This is a genomic window from Kamptonema formosum PCC 6407 (genome assembly GCF_000332155.1).
Lineage (GTDB): Bacteria > Cyanobacteriota > Cyanobacteriia > Cyanobacteriales > Microcoleaceae > Kamptonema > Kamptonema formosum.
Genome location: NZ_KB235898.1, coordinates 884,536 through 901,802, shown reverse-complemented (window position 1 = coordinate 901,802; position 17,267 = coordinate 884,536). Strand labels below are relative to the sequence as shown.

18 protein-coding genes are annotated in these 17,267 nt (G+C 43.5%); 7 read left to right on the top strand and 11 right to left on the bottom strand.

The annotated features are described in order from the left end of the window. Nucleotides 1–73 precede the first annotated feature (73 nt). The gene (locus OSCIL6407_RS0103910) at nucleotides 74–577 is read left to right on the top strand and encodes a hypothetical protein (protein WP_007356861.1); all 504 of its coding nucleotides are present in this window, start codon (nucleotides 74–76) and stop codon (nucleotides 575–577) included. Nucleotides 578–658: 81 nt separating this feature from the next. Here the strand turns inward: OSCIL6407_RS0103910 and lptC are convergent, their stop codons facing one another. The 3 genes from lptC to metG all read right to left on the bottom strand — a co-directional run bounded on the left by lptC (nucleotide 659) and on the right by metG (nucleotide 4,232). Beyond that, on the bottom strand, nucleotides 659–1,831 hold the full coding sequence (gene lptC / locus OSCIL6407_RS0103905; RefSeq protein ID WP_007356860.1) for an LPS export ABC transporter periplasmic protein LptC: 1,173 nt from the start codon (nucleotides 1,829–1,831) through the stop codon (nucleotides 659–661). Nucleotides 1,832–1,923: 92 nt separating this feature from the next. Next, a complete protein-coding gene (locus OSCIL6407_RS0103900; RefSeq protein ID WP_007356859.1) occupies nucleotides 1,924–2,529 on the bottom strand; it encodes a LabA-like NYN domain-containing protein in 606 nt (201 codons plus the stop codon). A gap of 95 nt (nucleotides 2,530–2,624) precedes the next feature. Beyond that, nucleotides 2,625–4,232, bottom strand: coding sequence for a methionine--tRNA ligase (gene metG, locus OSCIL6407_RS0103895; RefSeq protein WP_007356858.1), 1,608 nt, complete (start codon nucleotides 4,230–4,232; stop codon nucleotides 2,625–2,627). A 581-nt stretch (nucleotides 4,233–4,813) separates the two neighbouring features. Here metG and OSCIL6407_RS0103890 point away from each other — a divergent pair. Next, nucleotides 4,814–5,539 carry a lysophospholipid acyltransferase family protein gene (locus tag OSCIL6407_RS0103890; RefSeq protein WP_007356857.1) on the top strand — a complete coding sequence of 242 codons (726 nt, stop codon included), beginning with the start codon at nucleotides 4,814–4,816 and terminating at the stop codon, nucleotides 5,537–5,539. 242 nt (nucleotides 5,540–5,781) lie between these two features. Beyond that, nucleotides 5,782–6,600 carry an alpha/beta fold hydrolase gene (locus OSCIL6407_RS0103880; RefSeq protein WP_007356856.1) on the top strand — a complete coding sequence of 273 codons (819 nt, stop codon included), beginning with the start codon at nucleotides 5,782–5,784 and terminating at the stop codon, nucleotides 6,598–6,600. A gap of 106 nt (nucleotides 6,601–6,706) precedes the next feature. Here OSCIL6407_RS0103880 and OSCIL6407_RS0103875 read toward each other — a convergent pair whose 3' ends face one another. From OSCIL6407_RS0103875 to OSCIL6407_RS0103865, 3 genes are all read right to left on the bottom strand, one after another. Then, nucleotides 6,707–7,300, bottom strand: a complete 594-nt coding sequence (locus OSCIL6407_RS0103875) for a DUF2996 domain-containing protein (RefSeq protein ID WP_007356855.1) — start codon at nucleotides 7,298–7,300, stop codon at nucleotides 6,707–6,709. Nucleotides 7,301–7,405: 105 nt separating this feature from the next. Next, nucleotides 7,406–8,293, bottom strand: a complete 888-nt coding sequence (locus tag OSCIL6407_RS0103870) for a hypothetical protein (RefSeq protein ID WP_007356854.1) — start codon at nucleotides 8,291–8,293, stop codon at nucleotides 7,406–7,408. 306 nt (nucleotides 8,294–8,599) lie between these two features. Next, nucleotides 8,600–9,154: a hypothetical protein gene (locus OSCIL6407_RS0103865; protein WP_007356852.1), complete on the bottom strand. Its 555-nt coding sequence runs from the start codon at nucleotides 9,152–9,154 to the stop codon at nucleotides 8,600–8,602. 49 nt (nucleotides 9,155–9,203) lie between these two features. On the opposite strand from OSCIL6407_RS0103865, the gene OSCIL6407_RS33915 reads away from it, so the two are divergent. Further along, nucleotides 9,204–9,419 carry a hypothetical protein gene (locus OSCIL6407_RS33915; RefSeq protein WP_007356851.1) on the top strand — a complete coding sequence of 72 codons (216 nt, stop codon included), beginning with the start codon at nucleotides 9,204–9,206 and terminating at the stop codon, nucleotides 9,417–9,419. A 278-nt stretch (nucleotides 9,420–9,697) separates the two neighbouring features. Here OSCIL6407_RS33915 and OSCIL6407_RS0103855 read toward each other — a convergent pair whose 3' ends face one another. From OSCIL6407_RS0103855 to OSCIL6407_RS0103845, 3 genes are all read right to left on the bottom strand, one after another. Beyond that, a complete protein-coding gene (locus OSCIL6407_RS0103855) occupies nucleotides 9,698–9,814 on the bottom strand; it encodes a photosystem I reaction center subunit VIII (RefSeq protein ID WP_019486933.1) in 117 nt (38 codons plus the stop codon). 152 nt (nucleotides 9,815–9,966) lie between these two features. Then, the gene (locus OSCIL6407_RS0103850; RefSeq protein WP_007356850.1) at nucleotides 9,967–10,470 is read right to left on the bottom strand and encodes a photosystem I reaction center protein subunit XI; all 504 of its coding nucleotides are present in this window, start codon (nucleotides 10,468–10,470) and stop codon (nucleotides 9,967–9,969) included. A gap of 106 nt (nucleotides 10,471–10,576) precedes the next feature. Then, a complete protein-coding gene (locus OSCIL6407_RS0103845; protein ID WP_007356849.1) occupies nucleotides 10,577–11,293 on the bottom strand; it encodes a TIGR04283 family arsenosugar biosynthesis glycosyltransferase in 717 nt (238 codons plus the stop codon). 193 nt (nucleotides 11,294–11,486) lie between these two features. On the opposite strand from OSCIL6407_RS0103845, the gene OSCIL6407_RS0103840 reads away from it, so the two are divergent. The 3 genes from OSCIL6407_RS0103840 to OSCIL6407_RS0103830 all read left to right on the top strand — a co-directional run bounded on the left by OSCIL6407_RS0103840 (nucleotide 11,487) and on the right by OSCIL6407_RS0103830 (nucleotide 15,472). Beyond that, nucleotides 11,487–11,870, top strand: a complete 384-nt coding sequence (locus OSCIL6407_RS0103840) for a hypothetical protein (RefSeq protein WP_007356848.1) — start codon at nucleotides 11,487–11,489, stop codon at nucleotides 11,868–11,870. Then, nucleotides 11,867–12,457, top strand: coding sequence for a hypothetical protein (locus tag OSCIL6407_RS0103835; RefSeq protein ID WP_007356847.1), 591 nt, complete (start codon nucleotides 11,867–11,869; stop codon nucleotides 12,455–12,457). Before OSCIL6407_RS0103840 ends, OSCIL6407_RS0103835 begins: the two co-directional genes overlap by 4 nt. Before the next feature lie 66 nt (nucleotides 12,458–12,523). Next, complete coding sequence (locus tag OSCIL6407_RS0103830; protein ID WP_007356846.1) at nucleotides 12,524–15,472, top strand: CHAT domain-containing protein; 2,949 nt, start codon at nucleotides 12,524–12,526, stop codon at nucleotides 15,470–15,472. Nucleotides 15,473–15,563: 91 nt separating this feature from the next. On the opposite strand, the gene OSCIL6407_RS0103825 is transcribed toward OSCIL6407_RS0103830, so the two are convergent. Both OSCIL6407_RS0103825 and nadA read right to left on the bottom strand, forming a co-directional pair. Next, nucleotides 15,564–16,178, bottom strand: a complete 615-nt coding sequence (locus OSCIL6407_RS0103825; protein ID WP_007356845.1) for a TIGR04282 family arsenosugar biosynthesis glycosyltransferase — start codon at nucleotides 16,176–16,178, stop codon at nucleotides 15,564–15,566. A gap of 23 nt (nucleotides 16,179–16,201) precedes the next feature. Continuing rightward, nucleotides 16,202–17,173, bottom strand: coding sequence for a quinolinate synthase NadA (gene nadA / locus OSCIL6407_RS0103820; RefSeq protein ID WP_007356844.1), 972 nt, complete (start codon nucleotides 17,171–17,173; stop codon nucleotides 16,202–16,204). Nucleotides 17,174–17,267 lie beyond the last annotated feature (94 nt).

Here is a 17,267-nt window from a genome sequence, read left to right as displayed (position 1 = left end):
ATAGTTAACGGTTAACGGTTAACTGTTAACTGTTAACCGTTAACAAATACCTAATTGCTGCTACATCCCACCCATGACCAATCGGAAAAGACACAAAGGAGTATTAGTTTTAGCACTAGCAATAGCTGTGTTTATTCTGCTGAACAATGTCTTAGCGATCGCTCAAGAAAAGAACTCAACACCTATCTTTGAAGATGTCACTCTCAGCCTAGATTTTTCTCCAGATCCGATGACAATTAGAGGTCTTAGCGGTGGATTTGTAGTAGCTCAAGAAACAGCAGGCCGACAAGAAACCGTTACAGGGCCTTGCATTGGTTTTATAGATGGAAAGCCAGACCATAAGTTAGTTTTAAGGAATTTTTTCGAGTATCTGAGCATTCAAGTGAAAAGTTCTGAAGATACCACCTTAATAGTACGCGGGCCTGGTGGAACTTGGTGCAATGATGACTATGAAGGCAAAAACCCTGGTCTTGTCGGTCAATGGCTTTCTGGTAATTATGATATTTGGGTTGGTTCTTATGAAAGACATAAATATTCTCCTTACATCATCAGAATTTCTCAGAAGAATATGCAGTAGCAATGCTATTAGTTCGTCAAAAAACCCGGTTTCTTTGGTTGGGTGCGTAAGTCCTGATTAGCAACTATCCCAACAAATTTCCTACTTAGTAATAATCTCAGTAACTACCTGGCCACCATTTGCATCCCCTTGCACAACCACAGTTTCATTTTTAAGTTGTCCCGCAGCCTTGGGCCCAGTCAAATTAAACTCAGGGTCTAATTGACGATAAACCACATTTCCTATAGCATCAAAAGTCTGAGTTTTTAAATACCAAATAAAATTATCTGTATTCAATTGAGCATTACGTTTCTCCCCAATTCCAACAACATTGCCAGTTAAATAAAAGACATCTTTTTCTAAATCTCCCCGACCTTGATTCCCCCTCATCGTCACTTTTTCTTTGAGTTGAATAACAGTCACAGGCCCCGGCGAAACCACAAGTTCAGCGGGAAAATTCCAACTCATAATATTACTAGATATCTGCAACGGCGGGTCTGAAGGCAGTAATTGAGCATTTTTTGTCAAGTTAGCAATTTTGAGTTTTAAATCAACATCAGCTTGGTCAGCATAAGCTCGATCTGTAATTATTTTATTTTTGTAGCGATCGATTTGTACTGGGCGATCCCCGATCATCTTTTGCCGATCTAACAGCCAAATTAAATGCTCAGTTCGTAACTGTAAAACAGGATCTTTAATATTAGCAACCACAGACCCGAATAACTCCATCCGCTTAGCGCGACTAAAAACTCGCGCCTCCTTAGCTGAAGCTATTGCCTGTTTATGATCTCCCGTTAAATTATTACGAACAATCAGTAAATCTTCCTTTGGTCGCCACTCTAACTCATTCCCCCGTAGCACTATACCATTGCGGGGATCGGTAGCTACAATCTTGCCTTTAAGTATAATTTGATTGCTATCTTGGCGTACCTCGCCAGTCTGAGCCTCAATTTGATAAACTTCTTTGCCATCTTGAAAGAGTTTACCAGTGGGATTTTTAACATTAACTACTTTTTGGTCTTTACTGTAAGTAGCTTGCTGGGATTTTACCGTCCATAGTCGTTCCCCTTTTTCATTAGCCTGTTCGAGAGTAACATCGCTCAAAGTTAACGTGCTATTTAACTTTTCAGCAGAAGTAATATCTTCGGCTAATTTGTTTTTCTGGGTTGCTTCTTCAGTTCCACAAGCGACTATTCCCAAAAGCAAAGTAACTAAAGCTAGTGGTAGTGTTCTGGGAAATTTTGAACTTGGGATTTTAGATTTTGGATGAATCATTGTTAATTGGTAGTTGCTAGTGGTTAGTCGTTAATTGTTAGTTGTTAAGTTGTCTTTTCCACTAACTACTAACCACTAACCACTAACAATTATTATCTATCTTCATGATCGTCCATCAAGCTAATGCCAGACAAGGGACGATAAGCATAATTCGGGCGATTAGTTTTTTGGATATCTTCCTTAATCGATTCCAAATCAATATAGCGGTCTGCTACATTAATTAAACTGTCGCTCGTCATCGATCGCAAACTCACTACCTCAACTCTGACTCCGCGATAGCTGACAGCATCCACAGCATAAGCTAGATCCCCGTCACCGCTGACTAAAACTGCTGTATCGTAAGAACCCACCAAAGCCATCATATCTACAGCAATTTCTACATCCAAGTTAGCTTTTTTTGAGCCGTCTGGAAGTTGCACTAAATCCTTAGAAATCACGCGATATCCATTGCGGCGCATCCACAGTAAAAATCCTTGCTGTTTCTCATTTGTGCGGTCTACACCTGTGTAGAAAAAAGAGCGCAACAACCGCGAACCAGCAGTTAAACGGCACAACAGCTTAGTGTAATCGATTTCAATTCCTAATTGTAAAGCAGCATAAAATAGGTTAGAGCCATCGATAAAAATTGCTACTCGACCTCTATTTTCTAGAACCTGTTCTGGAGTGAAAAGGTCGTGATTGTCTAGTTTACTCAACATGATTATATGCCTCAATTTTTATGAAAGATTTAGGTAAGAGAGTGATTGGTAATGGTAATGATGATGACGTTACTCACACCGATGATAGATCCCAACTATGAAGAAACTGATTGTAAGACTTCAATGCGTTTAAAAACTGGCTGAGGTTGCCTTAAAGCTTGATTTGCTGGCAAAGCACCCCAGATAGCTTGGGTCGCAAAGGTTGCTGAATTATTAATTGCAACCTGGTCGTTAAAATCAATTGCAAAACCTAGCTGCTGATAGATAGCACTGCTGATATTGGGAATAATGGGTGATAAAAGGTAAGCTGCTAGTCTAACAGATTCCAAAACAGGATAGAGAACTTTTTCAACTGCTTCTAGTTTTCCTTGTTTGTACAGGCTCCAAGGTGCGCTAAAGTCAATAAACTTGTTCCCAGCTTGCACTAAAGCAAGTATGGCTTCGCAAGCTTGACTAAAGGCTAAATTTTCGTAAGCTTGAGCTGTGCGATCGCTCAAAGTTAGACCTATTTCCTTGAGTGGATTATCTGGTGCAATATCTTCAGCATTAACATTCGGAATCAGGCCGCCGCAATATTTGTGAGCCATGCTCAAGGTACGGTTGACCAAATTACCCAAGTCATTTGCCAAATCTGCATTCAAAGTGTCAATAAACCGAGCTTCATTAAAATCACCATCCTCTCCAAATTCAATTTCTTTTAGAAAGTAATAGCGGACTGCATCTGAACCATACTGATTGACTAATGCCACAGGATCGATGATGTTACCATCAGTTTTCCCCATTTTTCTACCATCTTTGGTCAAAAATCCGTGTCCGAATATACGACCAGGCATTGGTAAATTTGCGGACATCAGCATTGCTGGCCAGTAAACTGCATGAAAGCGCAGAATATCTTTGCCAATTAGGTGCAGATCGATCGGCCACCATTTTGATAGAGCATTCTCTAAGGTAGGTTCGCTATCAGGATCGAGCAGAGCCGTAATATACCCCAAGAGCGCATCAAACCAAACATATATAGTATGGCGATCGTCGGCAGGAACGGGTAAACCCCAGTCAAGATTTATCCTAGAAATTGAAAAGTCTTGCAATCCCGTGCTGACAAATTTCAGCACTTCGTTGCGTCGGCTTTTGGGTTGGATGAAGTCTGGTCGCTGTTCGTAAAGCTCTTGAAGTTGAGCTTGATAGCGGGAAAGGCGGAAGAAGTAATTTTCCTCGTCGCGCCACTCGACTTCTTTGCTGGTATGGATAGGACACCTTTTACCAGGAAGTAGGTCGCGTTCTTCTTTGAACTCTTCGCAAGAGACGCAATACCATCCCTGTTGCTGGCTCAAATAGATGTCGCCTGCTTCCCAAACACGCTGGAAAAATTCTTTAACTATGAACTGATGGCGGGGCGCTGTAGTGCGGCTAAAGCGGTTATATTGGATATTTAGCTGCTCCCACAGAGACTCGAAGCCAGCGGCAATTAGGTCGCAGTGAGCTTGAGGCGATCGCCCCACACTCTCAGCCGTGCGCTGAATCTTCTGACCATGTTCGTCTGTTCCCGTAATCAGCAAAACAGATTTTCCCCGCAGTCGCTCAAACCTAGCTGCTGCATCCGCTGCCATCGTTGTATAAGCGCTGCCAACGTGAGGTAAATCATTTACATAGTAAAGAGGTGTTGTTAAAGCAAAGGTGTCTTTAGTTATATCGGTCGATTTCATTGAATGCTAAAGAAGTTTCCTAAATCTCGTTTGGATCATAACTCACTATTTCCATTATACTCTAGTTGTTTTTTGTACCAGGTTGGCTGAAATTCAGAAAAAATACCCAAACCCTGTTTTTACAAAAAGATAATTATCTCTAATTTCAACTTTAATGTTTGTTCAATCTTTTTGGCTAATTCTAAAACAAATTTTAAGATTCTCGCTTCAGTGGGTCTTCGAGACTCTTGAAGTCAACCCAGGGATATTGCCTCTAGTCTTCCTCAGTGCTGAGCAATTTCTTGATCCTGAATGCTGTTTGAGTCAGTCAGCAAATAAATGCGGAATACAGCGATATAGCAACCTTCTTGGTAGTTAGGACATTCTAGTTTCCTCAAACCCTTAATTCTATTCCCTTCTCCCCCATCCTCCCCATCTCCCCCATCCTCCCCATCCCCTCCTCTCTTCCCCTAGCCCCTAGCCCCTAGCCCCTCTTATTCCCCCAGATTTCTACTTTATGACTGAGACAAGATTTGGTAAAGTAATGTTAACCTGCATGGGGATCGGATAAATCCTTATAGCGCCAGAACTGCCTTTTACCCATGTTTTTAGATAGCACGTTGCAAATTTCGCACTGGTTATTGGCTGCGTTGGGAACCCAGAGGTTTCTGTACCACGAAGACCGCATTCCGCGATCTGGTGCAGTATTGGTAGTGAGCAACCACCGTAGTTTCCTTGACCCAGTGCTGCTGACGGCCGCGATCGGTCGTCCGATTCGCTTTGCTTGCCATCACTACATGGGTCAAGTCCCGGTGATGAGGGAGGTGGTGACAACATTTGGGGCTTTCCCTTTGGAGGAGCCAACCCATCGCCAGCAGCATTTTTTTAAACAAGCTACAACTCTGCTGCAAGCTGGGGAGATGGTGGGGGTGTTTCCAGAGGGAGCAGAGCCGATGGTGAAATTTACCCCGCCAAATAAATTAGGCAAGTTTCAGCGAGGATTTGCTCACTTAGCACTGCGGGCTCCGGTGCAGGATTTGGCAGTTTTGCCAGTGGCGATCGCTTCTTACCAAGAGCAGTCTATCCGCTCAACAGTACCGCTGAGGCTTTTGAGCCTGTTCGATCCTTCAGAACCCCTGTTTAATCAATCAGGCTGGCATCCACTGATAATTTACCAGCGAACTAACGTTTTAATCGGTCGGCCTTACTGGATCACCCCTTCTGTGCAGCAGCAATACCAGGGAAAACAGGCGAAAAAAGTTGTTACTGAACTAACAGAACACTGTCAAGGAGAAATAGCACACTTACTAAGCAGAGGTTGTTTGTAAATGGCTAATTGCTAATGGCTAATTGCTAATTGCTAATGGCTAATTGCTAATTGCTAATGGCTAATTGCTAATTGCTAATTGCTAATTGCTAATTGCTAATTACCCATCTTCCCCGCTCCCCTGCCCCCCATCTCCCCTGCCCCCTCGCTCCCCCGCTCCCCTCGCCTCCCCCGCTCCCCTGTCCCCCCATCTCCCCTGCTCCCCTGCTCCCATCTCCCCCGCTCCTTCATTTGAGTTTAATCATGCTAGATGCGAAGAACCACATTCGTCTCCTTACGCCGAAACTGCCTAGAGTTGAGTATCCATTGTTTGTATTTCTGCCCGGAATGGATGGTAGCGGTCAATTGCTGCGATCGCAAATTCCCAAATTAGTAGAGGGCTTTGACATCCGTTGTCTAGCCATCCCCCCTACTGACATGGCGAGTTGGGACGTACTTGTGAGCGAGACCATAGCCTTGATTGAAGCAGAAAAGGCAGCGGGAAATCATCGGTCTGTTTACCTGTGTGGTGAGTCATTTGGGGGGTGCTTGGCGATGAAAGTCATATTAGAGGCTCCTCACCTTTTTGAGCGGCTAATTTTAGTTAATCCCGCGTCTTCATTTAGACAGCAGCCTTGGATGGAGTGGGGCTCGTACCTGACCCAGTGGTTGCCCGCAAACATTTATCCTTTATCGATATTAGGGCTGCTGCCAGTTTTAGCATCTTTAGGAAAGATTGGGAGGAGCGAGCGCCAAGCCTTGCTAGAAGCGATGCAGGCAGTGCCTCAGAGAACGACTATTTGGCGACTGGCTTTAGTGCGATCGTTCGATGTAGGGGAAAACCAGTTACGTAGTATTAAACAACCAACGCTGGTAATTGCTAGCGGAGCCGACCGACTTTTGCCATCTTTAGCAGAAGCGAAACTTTTAGTCAAACGAATACCAAATGCCGAGATGATCGTGCTGCCAATGAGCGGACACGCCTGCTTGCTGGAAACCGACGTTGACCTCTACGCCATTATTAAAGAACACAATTTGCTGTTACAGCGGGACGAAGAACAACTGGCAGCAGTTGGTAGTTGAAGGAAGAAGGAAGAGGGAAGAAGGAAGGAAAAAGAATTTTGAATTGTCTTCTACTCAAGACTTAAAACTTCAAACTCAAAACTTTTATCTTCTCCTTCCCCTGGTGCTAATTTCGTTTCAGCCACTTTTGAGCGTTGAGCCGCTGGACAACGCCGAACACCATCAAGTCCAACGTAATCTTACGTTCGTCAATTAAGAAAGGTTCCAAGGTACTGGTTTTAGTGCCGTTTTCCGCACAAGAAAAAGCTCTTTGAGCTTGGATATCTTCTTTAGGGAAATAGAGATTGAATTGCCGCTGACCTCCTTGGAACTTGCCAATAATTTGCCAGCATTCTTCTGCTGCATTCAAACCTGCGATCGCAAATTTTTGCTTAGCGAAAGTCAGGTCTAAATCCTTAACTCCCTGTTTGTCCAAAGCGGTCTGTAAAGCTGGCAAATAGTCTTGCTGAATAAAATCTGCAAAAGGCTTATCTTCCAAAGCAGGAGCCTTCTCCTTCTTCGGAGGCTTAGCTGCGGCGGCTTTATCAGCCGCAGGTTTAGCGGCTGGCTTTTTCGCCTCTGTATTTTTCGCCTCTGGCTGAGGCTTGTCGGTACTGGGAATGTCACTTGTCTCTGGTTGGTCAGAACTCGGAGCGTGTTCTTGAGCAATTTCAGGAGTCCCCGCTTCCCCAGCGTTAGGATTTTTTACTTCTTCTGCCATTGATGCTACCTATCAAAGAATTCCGTTTTCAACAATAATTCTGGGTTCTCTTTTGCAGAGGTACGAGCGATCGCACCTCTACATTTTAAAGCTGCTTGGGCTATTTTAAATCTCAGCTACAGCGCGTTCAATCAAGCGGCGAGCAAGAGTTTGGACACCAGTGTGTTCGTAGTAGTTAGTAGTCATATCCAGGAAAGCACCCACATAGTCTACCTTGTCATCAGAAATTTCTACAAAAGTCTGCAAATGACCGAGTACGTTTTGGGGAGTCAAACCGCGTTCGTTCACAAAATTGCTCATCCAGCCAGAAACCGAGGAGAAGCTTTCGCCAATAAAACCTAGCTTGCCTGCGGGAGAACCCCCTGGAATCATATCGCCCATTTGCTTAAAGGCTTGATTTTCTGCTAAATCCTTGGGTGAGAGCCTTTCAATCCAGGACTGAGTGGCCATGATAAAGTTGGGGCCTAGAGGAATTAAACCATCAAAGCAAACCAAAGCTGCCATTCGCATCAGAGACTCGCCACCGTAGTCACCTAAAGAGCCGACAAAATCGCCGATGCTATCGCCAGGGATGCCGTTAATTTGGCAGAAAGCCAAAAGTTCGGTGACTAATTTTAAGGATAGGTCAATAGTTTGGGCTTTTTCAGGTTTGGGGGTGAGGTTGCCAAGCAATCCCAAGAAAGGAACATTTTGGGAAACTTTATTTGCTAAGGCTGCTGCACCCAGCGCACTACCTGCACTGTCGATAGTTTGGTAGAGCCATAGAGCCCGTTGGTATCCCTGGGATTTGTCGTTATAAAGGTAGATGGCGCGATCGCCTATTTGCTGGATTAGTTCTTCGTCAGTTTCGCCTGTGACTGTGCGGATTGTGTTTTCAAAGCCAACTAAATTATCCCATTGACCAGGAACCACAAAGTCAAGCGCTCGCAGCGCTTTAACGGTCATGTTGTCTTTGGGAAGTTGATCTACTAATTCAAAGATGGTTTTGCTCATAACAGACAGGCTCCTTATTTTTGAGCGGATTTAACACTCTCACCCCACTCAGGCTGTGCCGCAAGTTCTGCCAAAGGGAAATGAGATTCTTGAGAGATAGGCGAACAAGGCGCAATGGCGCAAGCCTTAAAGCCTTTAGGCACTTGCCAGAAATCCAGGTTGTAATTACTTATGAAATGAATAGTAGATGAGTAAGCCTCAGAAGGCTCAGTTTCAAAGGGTTGGAGGTTTTGCCAACCTGTATCTCATTAGTGTGTCAATATCAAATGTAGAGACTGCGATCGCCCTTCTACAAGGTAGGCAGCCTTATTTGAGGTTGGCAAGGCCGCTGAGATTGAATTTTTCGAGCCAATCTTCGCGATCGCTAGCACTAAAAGAGGGAGTTTTGGACTGAACTTTCACCTGGTAGCGGTTGGCTACTAGGACAGCGGTAGTCGTAGATCCTTGTTTAACAGCAGGATAGCCGCCTATTTTCTGGGTACTCTTCTCAAATTTGGTTGCCGCACTGGGATTGCCAGCGATGTCATTAATAGACAGCATTGCCACATCTTTGCCACCTTGTTTCAACTTCGCTTCAGCAAAACCTGCTTTTTCCTGAGCGAAAGTGCGAGTGTAGCCACCGCCGTTAGGGGGGAAGAAGCGATTTAATTTGCCTCCAGCTACGGGTTTGTTGGGAAGTTTCTGGGCATTAGTTGTTTGAGTAGGTTGTTGGGCTTTTGTCTGCGTTGTTTTAGGTTTTTGGGTACTTTCTTGCTGAGCTTTGTCCCAGCGGGTGGGGGCTTTATCCCCGCACGCCGTCACAAACAGCATCATCGCGATTAGAAAGGGAGCTAGGATTCTACGCATAGGGGGGAATTTCATCGTTATTTCCTCAAGAATTGAGTTTATGGTAACAATTGTGACTTAATAGTTGCTTATCTGTCCTCTACAGCCGATTTCTAAGTCATTCCCAGCTAAGGGAGGAAGCTTAGTAGGCAACTTCACGGCAGTAAAGTTCGATTACGCAATTATTTCCCGTTTTGTTGGTGGGCGGCGACTCGGAGCTGGCGCGATCGCACAAGAGAGGATATTTTCTTTAGCTAAGGGCAAGATTAGCGGCGATCGACTCGTACCAAATCCGGGTTAGTCATCCCCTTTATTAGTAATAATCCGTCATTGCGAGCGAAGCGAAGCAATCGCAGAGGCTAGGCGATTGCTTCGCTTCGCTCGCAATGACAATAAAGGGGGTAGTAAAGCCGGATTTGTTATCAGAAGGGGAAAAGTCTGCTGGTATCGCGCCCTCTCAACTCGAAAACTTCCTCTACCTTAGCTTTCCAGAAAAAAATCCCCCGCTTGTAACAGAGGATTTTTTTCAAAAGATGAGTTAAAGCTGAGCGGATTTTAACTCTAAGATGCTTACGAGGATTATGCCTCGCTTTCTATGTAGATAAAAAGTAGACCCATAGCTACCAATGGAAAAAGCCAAGTGATTGCTGGAATCAAGATCCAAGGTAAGAAAGAAGCTGCGTAGGAACCTGTCATGTTTAATTCTCCAAATCTAAAGTATTACAGTCTGGGAACAGGGATATTACTTAGAAGTCAGTAAAAGCTCTCACTGCTCAAAATTCTTAACAAAAGTCGGGATTGGAGAGTAATAATTCCTGCCCCAACCCCACCATTGTGAGGCAAAGGGTTTAGTTAACCAAGCCCCGGAAGATGGCATCTACGCCCTTGAAATTTTCCAGAAGGAAGTAGGCTACGAAAGCGCCGGCTGCACCACCGATGAAAAACCCAGCGGTTAGTTGGCTCCAGCCTTCAGCATTTTTTAAGGCTTCAGGAGTTTGAGGATTAGCGCTTGGGTAGCCACTGTCCTCTTTGAAAGAGACTAAGCCGTAGGCAGACATACCGGCAGTGCCTAGCAGCACTAGGACGAGGGCTGTAATTAATCCGCCCAAATTAGCTGCTTCTGGATAATCCCGCAAAGGGCCGAAGACGATCTCCGGGCCCACGAGGAAGTAACCGTGTGCCAAACCAATCTCTAGACCCCGAACGATGGGGGAGAGATTTTTGCGGTAGGCGGGTAGGTTGCCGATGAAAGTTTTGGTGAAATCAGAAGCACTGATGGGGGTGGCTAGATGACCCACGAATGGATCGCCGTTAAAGGGTTTAATGAGCTCTGCGTCTCTGGGATCGGCCATACTTTTTTTTCCTCACTTATTCAAAATTGCGATCGCAACTTAAGGTCATATTTTAAGCAGGGAGGGGTTGCGTAATTGCAGAATTGGCTGCCAGCTTTAGAAAAGTTCACTTTTGGTTGTCAGCCACAGCATTTTTATGGTTTTGACGATACCAGGATGCGAGGCGGTCTGGCGACACTCCCAAGAAATAGGCAATTATGACGATCTGGTTAATGAGGGTGGTTTTGAGAATGCCGAGTTTTTGCCAGCGACGGGCGGAGGTGAGAACATGGAGGGGAGAGAGCGCAATTTTTCCTTGGTGCTGTAATCGTCGGATCAGTTCAAAGTCTTCCATTATTGGCTGGTTGGGAAAGCCGCCGAGTTGTTGAAAGGTAGTGGTTTTAAGAAAAATAGCTTGGTCGCCGTAGGGCATTTGGAAGTAGCGCGATCGCAGATTTACCATTTTTTCAACCAGTCGCAGACCCGGAGTTTTGCCATCTATTTTCAATTGGAAGGCCCCGGCAATGATTCCAGGTTGGGCTAGGATTTGTCTTACCCAAGTATCGAACCCAACAGGTAAAAGAGTATCGGCGTGGAGAAATAGTAGGATGTCGCCGTTAGCGGTGGCTGCACCGGCATTCATTTGAATGGCGCGGCCTACTGGGGCGGAGATAATTTTAACACCGGAGGCTGCCTCAATACTGCTGTCTGTGCTCCCGCCGTCTACGACGATGATTTCTATGTCAACTGCATTTTGAGCAGATTTGATGGTTTGCGCGATCGCTTTGGCTTCATTTAATACTGGGATGATGATAGAAATTTTTACAGGTGGTGAATCTGGCATGGCTCTCCCAGATGCTTGGAGTCAAGAGTAGTGGTTGATACAAATTTAGTGGATAACAAAGGCTGAAAACCTTGATGCGGCTAGATTATAACCTTGTATTATCGCTACAATTACGGTAGCGCCTCGATTTTGACATTATTTACAAAAATATTACTATAGATATAATGAAGATAGTAGGAAAGGTAAAGGTAAATTGATTCTTGATGAAGTTAAACGAATAGCTGTTTTTCAAGCGATTGCGAGAGTTAGAGAGCAAATCATTTGGAAACCTGGAAAAGCAACTCGTCATCTGAGCAAAAGGATTAGCCGAGGTCATTTGCCCGATGATACTACCCTTGAGCAATATAATACCATTATCACTTTTGTTGCTAACAATTCTAATACTAATGTTTATATCTATGTGTATGGAGAAACAATTTATCCGACCCTGGTAGCTAATGTGGAGAATATAATTTGGTTAGTAATGATTGGCTTGGATGGAGTTTTAGAAACTGCCTTTCCTCCCCGTAACCCCGAAGGCCATTTAGCTAAATCAGAGTTTGTTTATTTAGGTTCAGTTAAGGAGTTAGAAATATGAATTCTCTCTTAAAAAGTTATTGCGTGAGTGTCGAGTTTCCTGATGTTAGTGGTGCGGAGCATTTAGAAATGCTGGAAATTCGCGATCGCCTGACAGAAATTGAATCTCGACTCAGTGATGAAGAAAAAACATTACTGGCAAAAGCAGATAGCCAATTAGTTGAGAAAGCCTATGATTTTTATCAAGAATTATCGCGCTTTGTCAATTTAACAGAGAAACGAAAAGCTCAACTTATTTCTCCTCAACGTTGGTGGTGGTATTTAGATGTTATTCAGGCTGTGAAAAGATTTTTGGCAAGCGATTATCCGGCCGCCGTGTGGGTGCGAGAAAGTCATAGTCCTTTAGCTGTTAAAGTGCAACAGCGACTAGAAACTGAGGGATTACCTCAGATTGTGGCACATTTAGAACAATGCTTGAGCATTACCGATGGAGATGTCAGGATTGGTACTGCACGAAATTTTTTGGCTGGTGGTGTAACTACTGCCAATAATCGCGATTTAAGTGACAATAATGATGCAATTGAGTTACTGGATTTGACAGAAAGCTTGTTAGAGAAATTAGAAGAGTTTCATCAATCAAATTTTTAATCTGGGGACAAAGTAGTATACAAATTATTTTTAATTTTCCGATCGTTTTTTGAGGGTATAATTTATATGGGAAAAGGATTTGGCGATTTCAATAAAAAACACGGCAAAAATTACCAAAAATTTTTAGATAAATTATTACAAATCGTAATCGATAGCAAAAGCAACCCAGGAGCAGTTAACTCTTTTTTAAAAGCAAACTTGGATAAATTAGATGATAACTTTGCTTTTTTATTGCAAAAATGGGAAAAGAAAAAGTTGTCCTTTGTACCCTCAGAAATGGCACGAGATGTGGCAGTATATATTGTCAATATCAGTAACTTAATTAAAGATTTTCCTCTAGGCAACAAGACACTTAAATTAAAAATAGCAAAGGCAGGCTATGAGATAGCTTCGACTGTTCTTACCCGTGAAGCTTTCCCACAAGAATGGGCTGTAACCGAAAGGAATTTAGGCACTGTTTACCTCGACCATATTAGTAGTGAACGAGCACAAAATTTAGAGAGGGCAATTGCTTGCTTCAAAAATGCTCTGGATGTTGAAGTATGCGAGACGTTTCCAGAAGAATGGGCCGCAACTCAAATTAATTTGGGAGCTACCTATAGAAAGCGAATTTACGGCGACCGAGCAAATAACATGGAGCAAGCAATCATAGCTTGTCAAAATGCTTTACAAGTCCTAACTAAAGATACGTTTCCTCGATATTGGGCATTAGCTCATAATAATTTGGGTAATGCCTATTCCAACCGGATTAGCGGCAGCCGTAACAAAAACTTAAAGTTGGCAATTGTATCTTACGAATCTGCTTTGCAAGTTTTCACTGTTGAGGCATACCCTGAAGATTGGGCGATGACTCAAAATAATCTGTCTCTTGTTTACAATGAGTGGACTGAAGGCAACCGCGCTGAGAACCTAGAAGTCGCAATTACTGGTTATCAATCAGCCTTGCAAATCTACACCTATGAAGAATTTCCTGTAGATTGGGCTATGCTGCAAAATAATTTAGGTAATGCTTACTGCGACAGAGTTAGTGGCGATAAATTAGAACATTTAGAACAGGCAATAGCTGCTTATCAATCAACCTTGCAAGTTTATACTCGTGAAGCATTCCCTAAAGATTGGGCTGAGACTCAAAACAATCTAGCTACAGTTTACACTACTAAGGGTCAGATTAATAAGGCTATTAAATCTTACCGCCTAGCTTTAGAAATAGATACTCCAACCGCTTTTCCTGTAGAATGCTTCAGAGACGGATGTAATCTGGGCATTACAGCATTTATTTTTGGGTTCTGGGAACAAGCAATTGAAGGCTATTCTGCTGCGATCGAAGCACTAGAAATTAGTCGTAGTTGGACAACTTCTGATTCCCGTCGTCAAGAAATAGTAGCAGAAGCAATTGATATCTATGAAAAAATGGTGCAAGCCTGCATCAATGCTGCTCAAATGGATAAAGCGATTGAAACTGTCGAACGCTCTCGTTCCAAACGTATCGTAGATTTGATGGCAAGTAATGACCTCTACTCTGGCGGCGAAATCCCTTCGGAAGTGCAAGAATTATTGCAGCAATATGAAGCTTTACAAAAGCAAATTGACTCTGAACGATTCCGTAATGGTTCTGAGAGCAACCGAGAATTAATGGAATCGGGAAGCCTTACCAAGAATCGCGCTGCTTTTCAAGCTTACAATGAAGCGATCGCTATCCTAGAAACCCAAAAAGATCAAGTCTTTGAACAAATCAGAGGGTTAGACCCCGTACTCGCTGGCGAAATTCAAGTTAGCCCCCTTGAATTCGCCAAGATGCAGAAACTTATCGATCGACCAACCACTGCTATCCTGAGTTTCTACACAACTACCGACAACACTTATATCTTTGTCCTACGACAAAATCAGTCAACTCCCTCTCTCCATACCTGTATGGGAGAAGGAATAGAAATATTGCAAAACTGGATTGAGCAAAACTGGTTGCAGCCATATCTTAACGATAAAGGCACTTGGCAGTCTCAGCTTAATGATTTCTTGGCTGAACTAGCTCAACGTTTACAAATCAATAACCTGATTGACCAATATCTCCAAGGCATCGAAGAACTGATTTTAGTACCTCACTTGCTGTTGCACCAAATTCCTCTTGCAGCTTTACCGATTCAAGACACTGAACACTCCTATTTGGGTGACAAATTTCTGATTCGCTATGCCCCCAGTTGCCAAGTTTTAGAATTCTGCCAAGAACGCGAAAACCGACACCCAAGTGGAGATTCTCTCAACTACGGTATCGTTGAAGATGCCACAGAAGACTTAGCCTGCGCCAGTTTTGAAGCAGAGCAAATTGCTAATCTATTCAATATCCCTGAAAGTCAGCGTTTGAAAGGTCGCAGCCAAGCTACAAAAAGCAACTACCGTCAGTTAGCTTTACAAGTTCAGTTACTTCACTCCTGCCACCATGCCCAATCTCGTCTTGATAAACCACTAGAATCAAAACTGATACTGGCAGATGAGACATTGACACTGGGAGAACTGCTGACTCCAGGTTGGCGACTTCCGAACCTCTGGGATGTATTTCTCTCCTGTTGCGAGACAAATTTGGGAGTTCCTGAATCTTTGGCTGATGAAATTCTGACCCTATCGACAGGCTTTTTGTGTGCGGGTGCGAGAAGTGTTATCAGTACGCTGTGGTCAGTGAATGACTTGGCTACAGCCCTGTTTTCTATTTTCTACTATCAGGAACGACAACAAGGTAGAAGCCGCCCAGAAGCTTTGCAACAAGCACAGAAAAAATTGCGATCGCTCACCCAAGAAGATATCAAACCATTATCCTTAGAGGTACAAGCGAAGCGCCAAGCTGCTAGAAAACAGCGCAATCAATACCCGCCTAGTTCAGCAGACTATTTAAAATGGGATGGTGAATACCGCAAGTACGCCGGAGTAACACTTCAAATTGAGGAAGTCAGAAATTCTATCGACGCTCAACCCTTTTTACATCCTCATTACTGGGCAGCTTTTACCTGTTCTGGTTTGCGTTAATCCTATCTATCACTATATTTACCTAATGTATCCGTAAGATTGCCGTTGACTAAAAATAGAACTATAAAATTGCCACTGATATGCGATTTTGTCATAGATTAATGCTGGGGGGTAAAATAGAAAGATCCTCCGGCCGGTCAATATCAGCGAGTGGGGAAAGATAAGCAATGGCTAAATTGAGATTCTGTGCGATCGCGACACTTTGACCCAAAACCTCAGCCGTTCCCCAGTTAATACCCATGAAAATTTCCGGTACAAACCTCCGCAAACCAATCAGATAATAACCTCCATCTAAAGCTGGGCCCAGCACCAAGTCTTGACCTTCAAGTTCCTCAAAAGCTAGGGCAATTAATTGAGAGTTCAAACCTGGACAATCAGTACCAATAAGCACAACTTTCTCAACACCAGAATTAAAAGACATCTCAAACGCAGCCGCCATTTTTATACCCAAATCACCTGTCACCTGATTTTGGTAAAAAATATCATTTCCCAGCCATGCTTCCATGAGTTCCTCGCTACCTCCTGTGAAGTTAACTTCTACAAAAAGTTGGCGAGTATTTTTGAGTTGCTTAGCTTGGGAAATAGTGCCTTCAGTCAGTTGTTGATGAAGTTTTGCCGCACCTTCTTTTCCTAGCACTGGAATCAGCCGAGTTTTAGTCTTTCCCGCTTCGGGATAGCGGGTAAAAACGATCAACTTTTCTTTCATTATTGATTAAAAGTCCAGAGATTTTACATACTCATTTCTAACATCCGCTGAATTGGTCGTAAAGCTGCTGCTTGGATATCACCAGCTAAGGTAATCTCAGGAGTGCGATTTTTCATAGCCAGATACAATTTTTCTAAAGTATTTAATCTCATGTGCGGACATTCATTGCAAGCACAATTATTAGTCGGAGGAGCAGGAATGAATTGTTTTTCGGGAGATTCTTTCTGCATTTGGTGAATAATTCCCGGTTCAGTCGCAACAATGAAAGTTTCACTGAGACTCGATTGAGAATACTTGAGCAATGCCGTTGTCGAACCAATATAATTAGCATGGCGTAAAACTGGCGGTTCGCATTCTGGATGAGCAATTACTTCGGCTTCGGGATGTTCGATTTTGAGCTGTACTATCTTCTTTTCTGAGAAGATTTCGTGAACCATGCACGCCCCTTGCCAGAGTACCATATCTCTACCAGTTTGTTTGGCAACGTAGCGACCGAGATTGCGATCTGGGCCAAAAATAATCGGTTGATTTTTGGGAATTTGGTTGACAATTTTGACAGAATTAGAACTTGTACAAATAATGTCGCTCATTGCCTTAATTGCGGCAGTGCAATTGATATAAGAAATTACTAAATGGTCGGGATGTTCGGCTTTAAAGGCTGCAAAAGCATCGGGAGGGCAACTATCAGCTAGGGAACAACCTGCATTTAAATCAGGGAGTAATACGAGTTTATTCGGGTTAAGAATTTTGGCTGTTTCTGCCATGAAGTGAACGCCGGCAAAGACGATGACATCGGCGTTAGTATTAGCCGCTTTGCGGGCCAGTTCGAGGGAGTCGCCGATGTAGTCTGCTATGTCTTGAATGTCGGGATCTTGGTAATAATGAGCGAGGATGACGGCGTTTAGTTCTTGTTTGAGGGTTTTAATGGCTGCAAACAAGTCGTGAGGTAGTCTGGGAATGAGAGTATTTGGCTGAGTTGCGGCGATGGTAAACACAGTAGTAACCTTTAGGGGTGAGTTGGGGCTGAATAAAGTGTATTTGAATTATAGTTGAATTCACCAAAAATGGCTGTGAGGCTAAAAAAATTAA

Bases quoted from the DNA above. Each gene is read 5' to 3' on its own strand.
- OSCIL6407_RS0103865 (WP_007356852.1), bottom strand. From the start codon at position 9,154: ATGAAATTCCCCCCTATGCGTAGAATCCTAGCTCCCTTTCTAATCGCG.
- OSCIL6407_RS0103830 (WP_007356846.1), top strand. From the start codon at position 12,524: ATGGGAAAAGGATTTGGCGATTTCAATAAAAAACACGGCAAAAATTAC.
- OSCIL6407_RS0103850 (WP_007356850.1), bottom strand. From the start codon at position 10,470: ATGGCCGATCCCAGAGACGCAGAGCTCATTAAACCCTTTAACGGCGAT.
- OSCIL6407_RS0103880 (WP_007356856.1), top strand. From the start codon at position 5,782: ATGCTAGATGCGAAGAACCACATTCGTCTCCTTACGCCGAAACTGCCT.
- OSCIL6407_RS0103900 (WP_007356859.1), bottom strand. From the start codon at position 2,529: ATGTTGAGTAAACTAGACAATCACGACCTTTTCACTCCAGAACAGGTT.
- OSCIL6407_RS0103835 (WP_007356847.1), top strand. From the start codon at position 11,867: ATGAATTCTCTCTTAAAAAGTTATTGCGTGAGTGTCGAGTTTCCTGAT.
- OSCIL6407_RS0103855 (WP_019486933.1), bottom strand. From the start codon at position 9,814: ATGACAGGTTCCTACGCAGCTTCTTTCTTACCTTGGATCTTGATTCCA.
- OSCIL6407_RS0103910 (WP_007356861.1), top strand. From the start codon at position 74: ATGACCAATCGGAAAAGACACAAAGGAGTATTAGTTTTAGCACTAGCA.
- OSCIL6407_RS0103870 (WP_007356854.1), bottom strand. From the start codon at position 8,293: ATGAGCAAAACCATCTTTGAATTAGTAGATCAACTTCCCAAAGACAAC.
- lptC (WP_007356860.1), bottom strand. From the start codon at position 1,831: ATGATTCATCCAAAATCTAAAATCCCAAGTTCAAAATTTCCCAGAACA.
- OSCIL6407_RS0103825 (WP_007356845.1), bottom strand. From the start codon at position 16,178: ATGAAAGAAAAGTTGATCGTTTTTACCCGCTATCCCGAAGCGGGAAAG.
- metG (WP_007356858.1), bottom strand. From the start codon at position 4,232: ATGAAATCGACCGATATAACTAAAGACACCTTTGCTTTAACAACACCT.
- OSCIL6407_RS0103890 (WP_007356857.1), top strand. From the start codon at position 4,814: ATGTTTTTAGATAGCACGTTGCAAATTTCGCACTGGTTATTGGCTGCG.
- OSCIL6407_RS0103875 (WP_007356855.1), bottom strand. From the start codon at position 7,300: ATGGCAGAAGAAGTAAAAAATCCTAACGCTGGGGAAGCGGGGACTCCT.
- OSCIL6407_RS0103845 (WP_007356849.1), bottom strand. From the start codon at position 11,293: ATGCCAGATTCACCACCTGTAAAAATTTCTATCATCATCCCAGTATTA.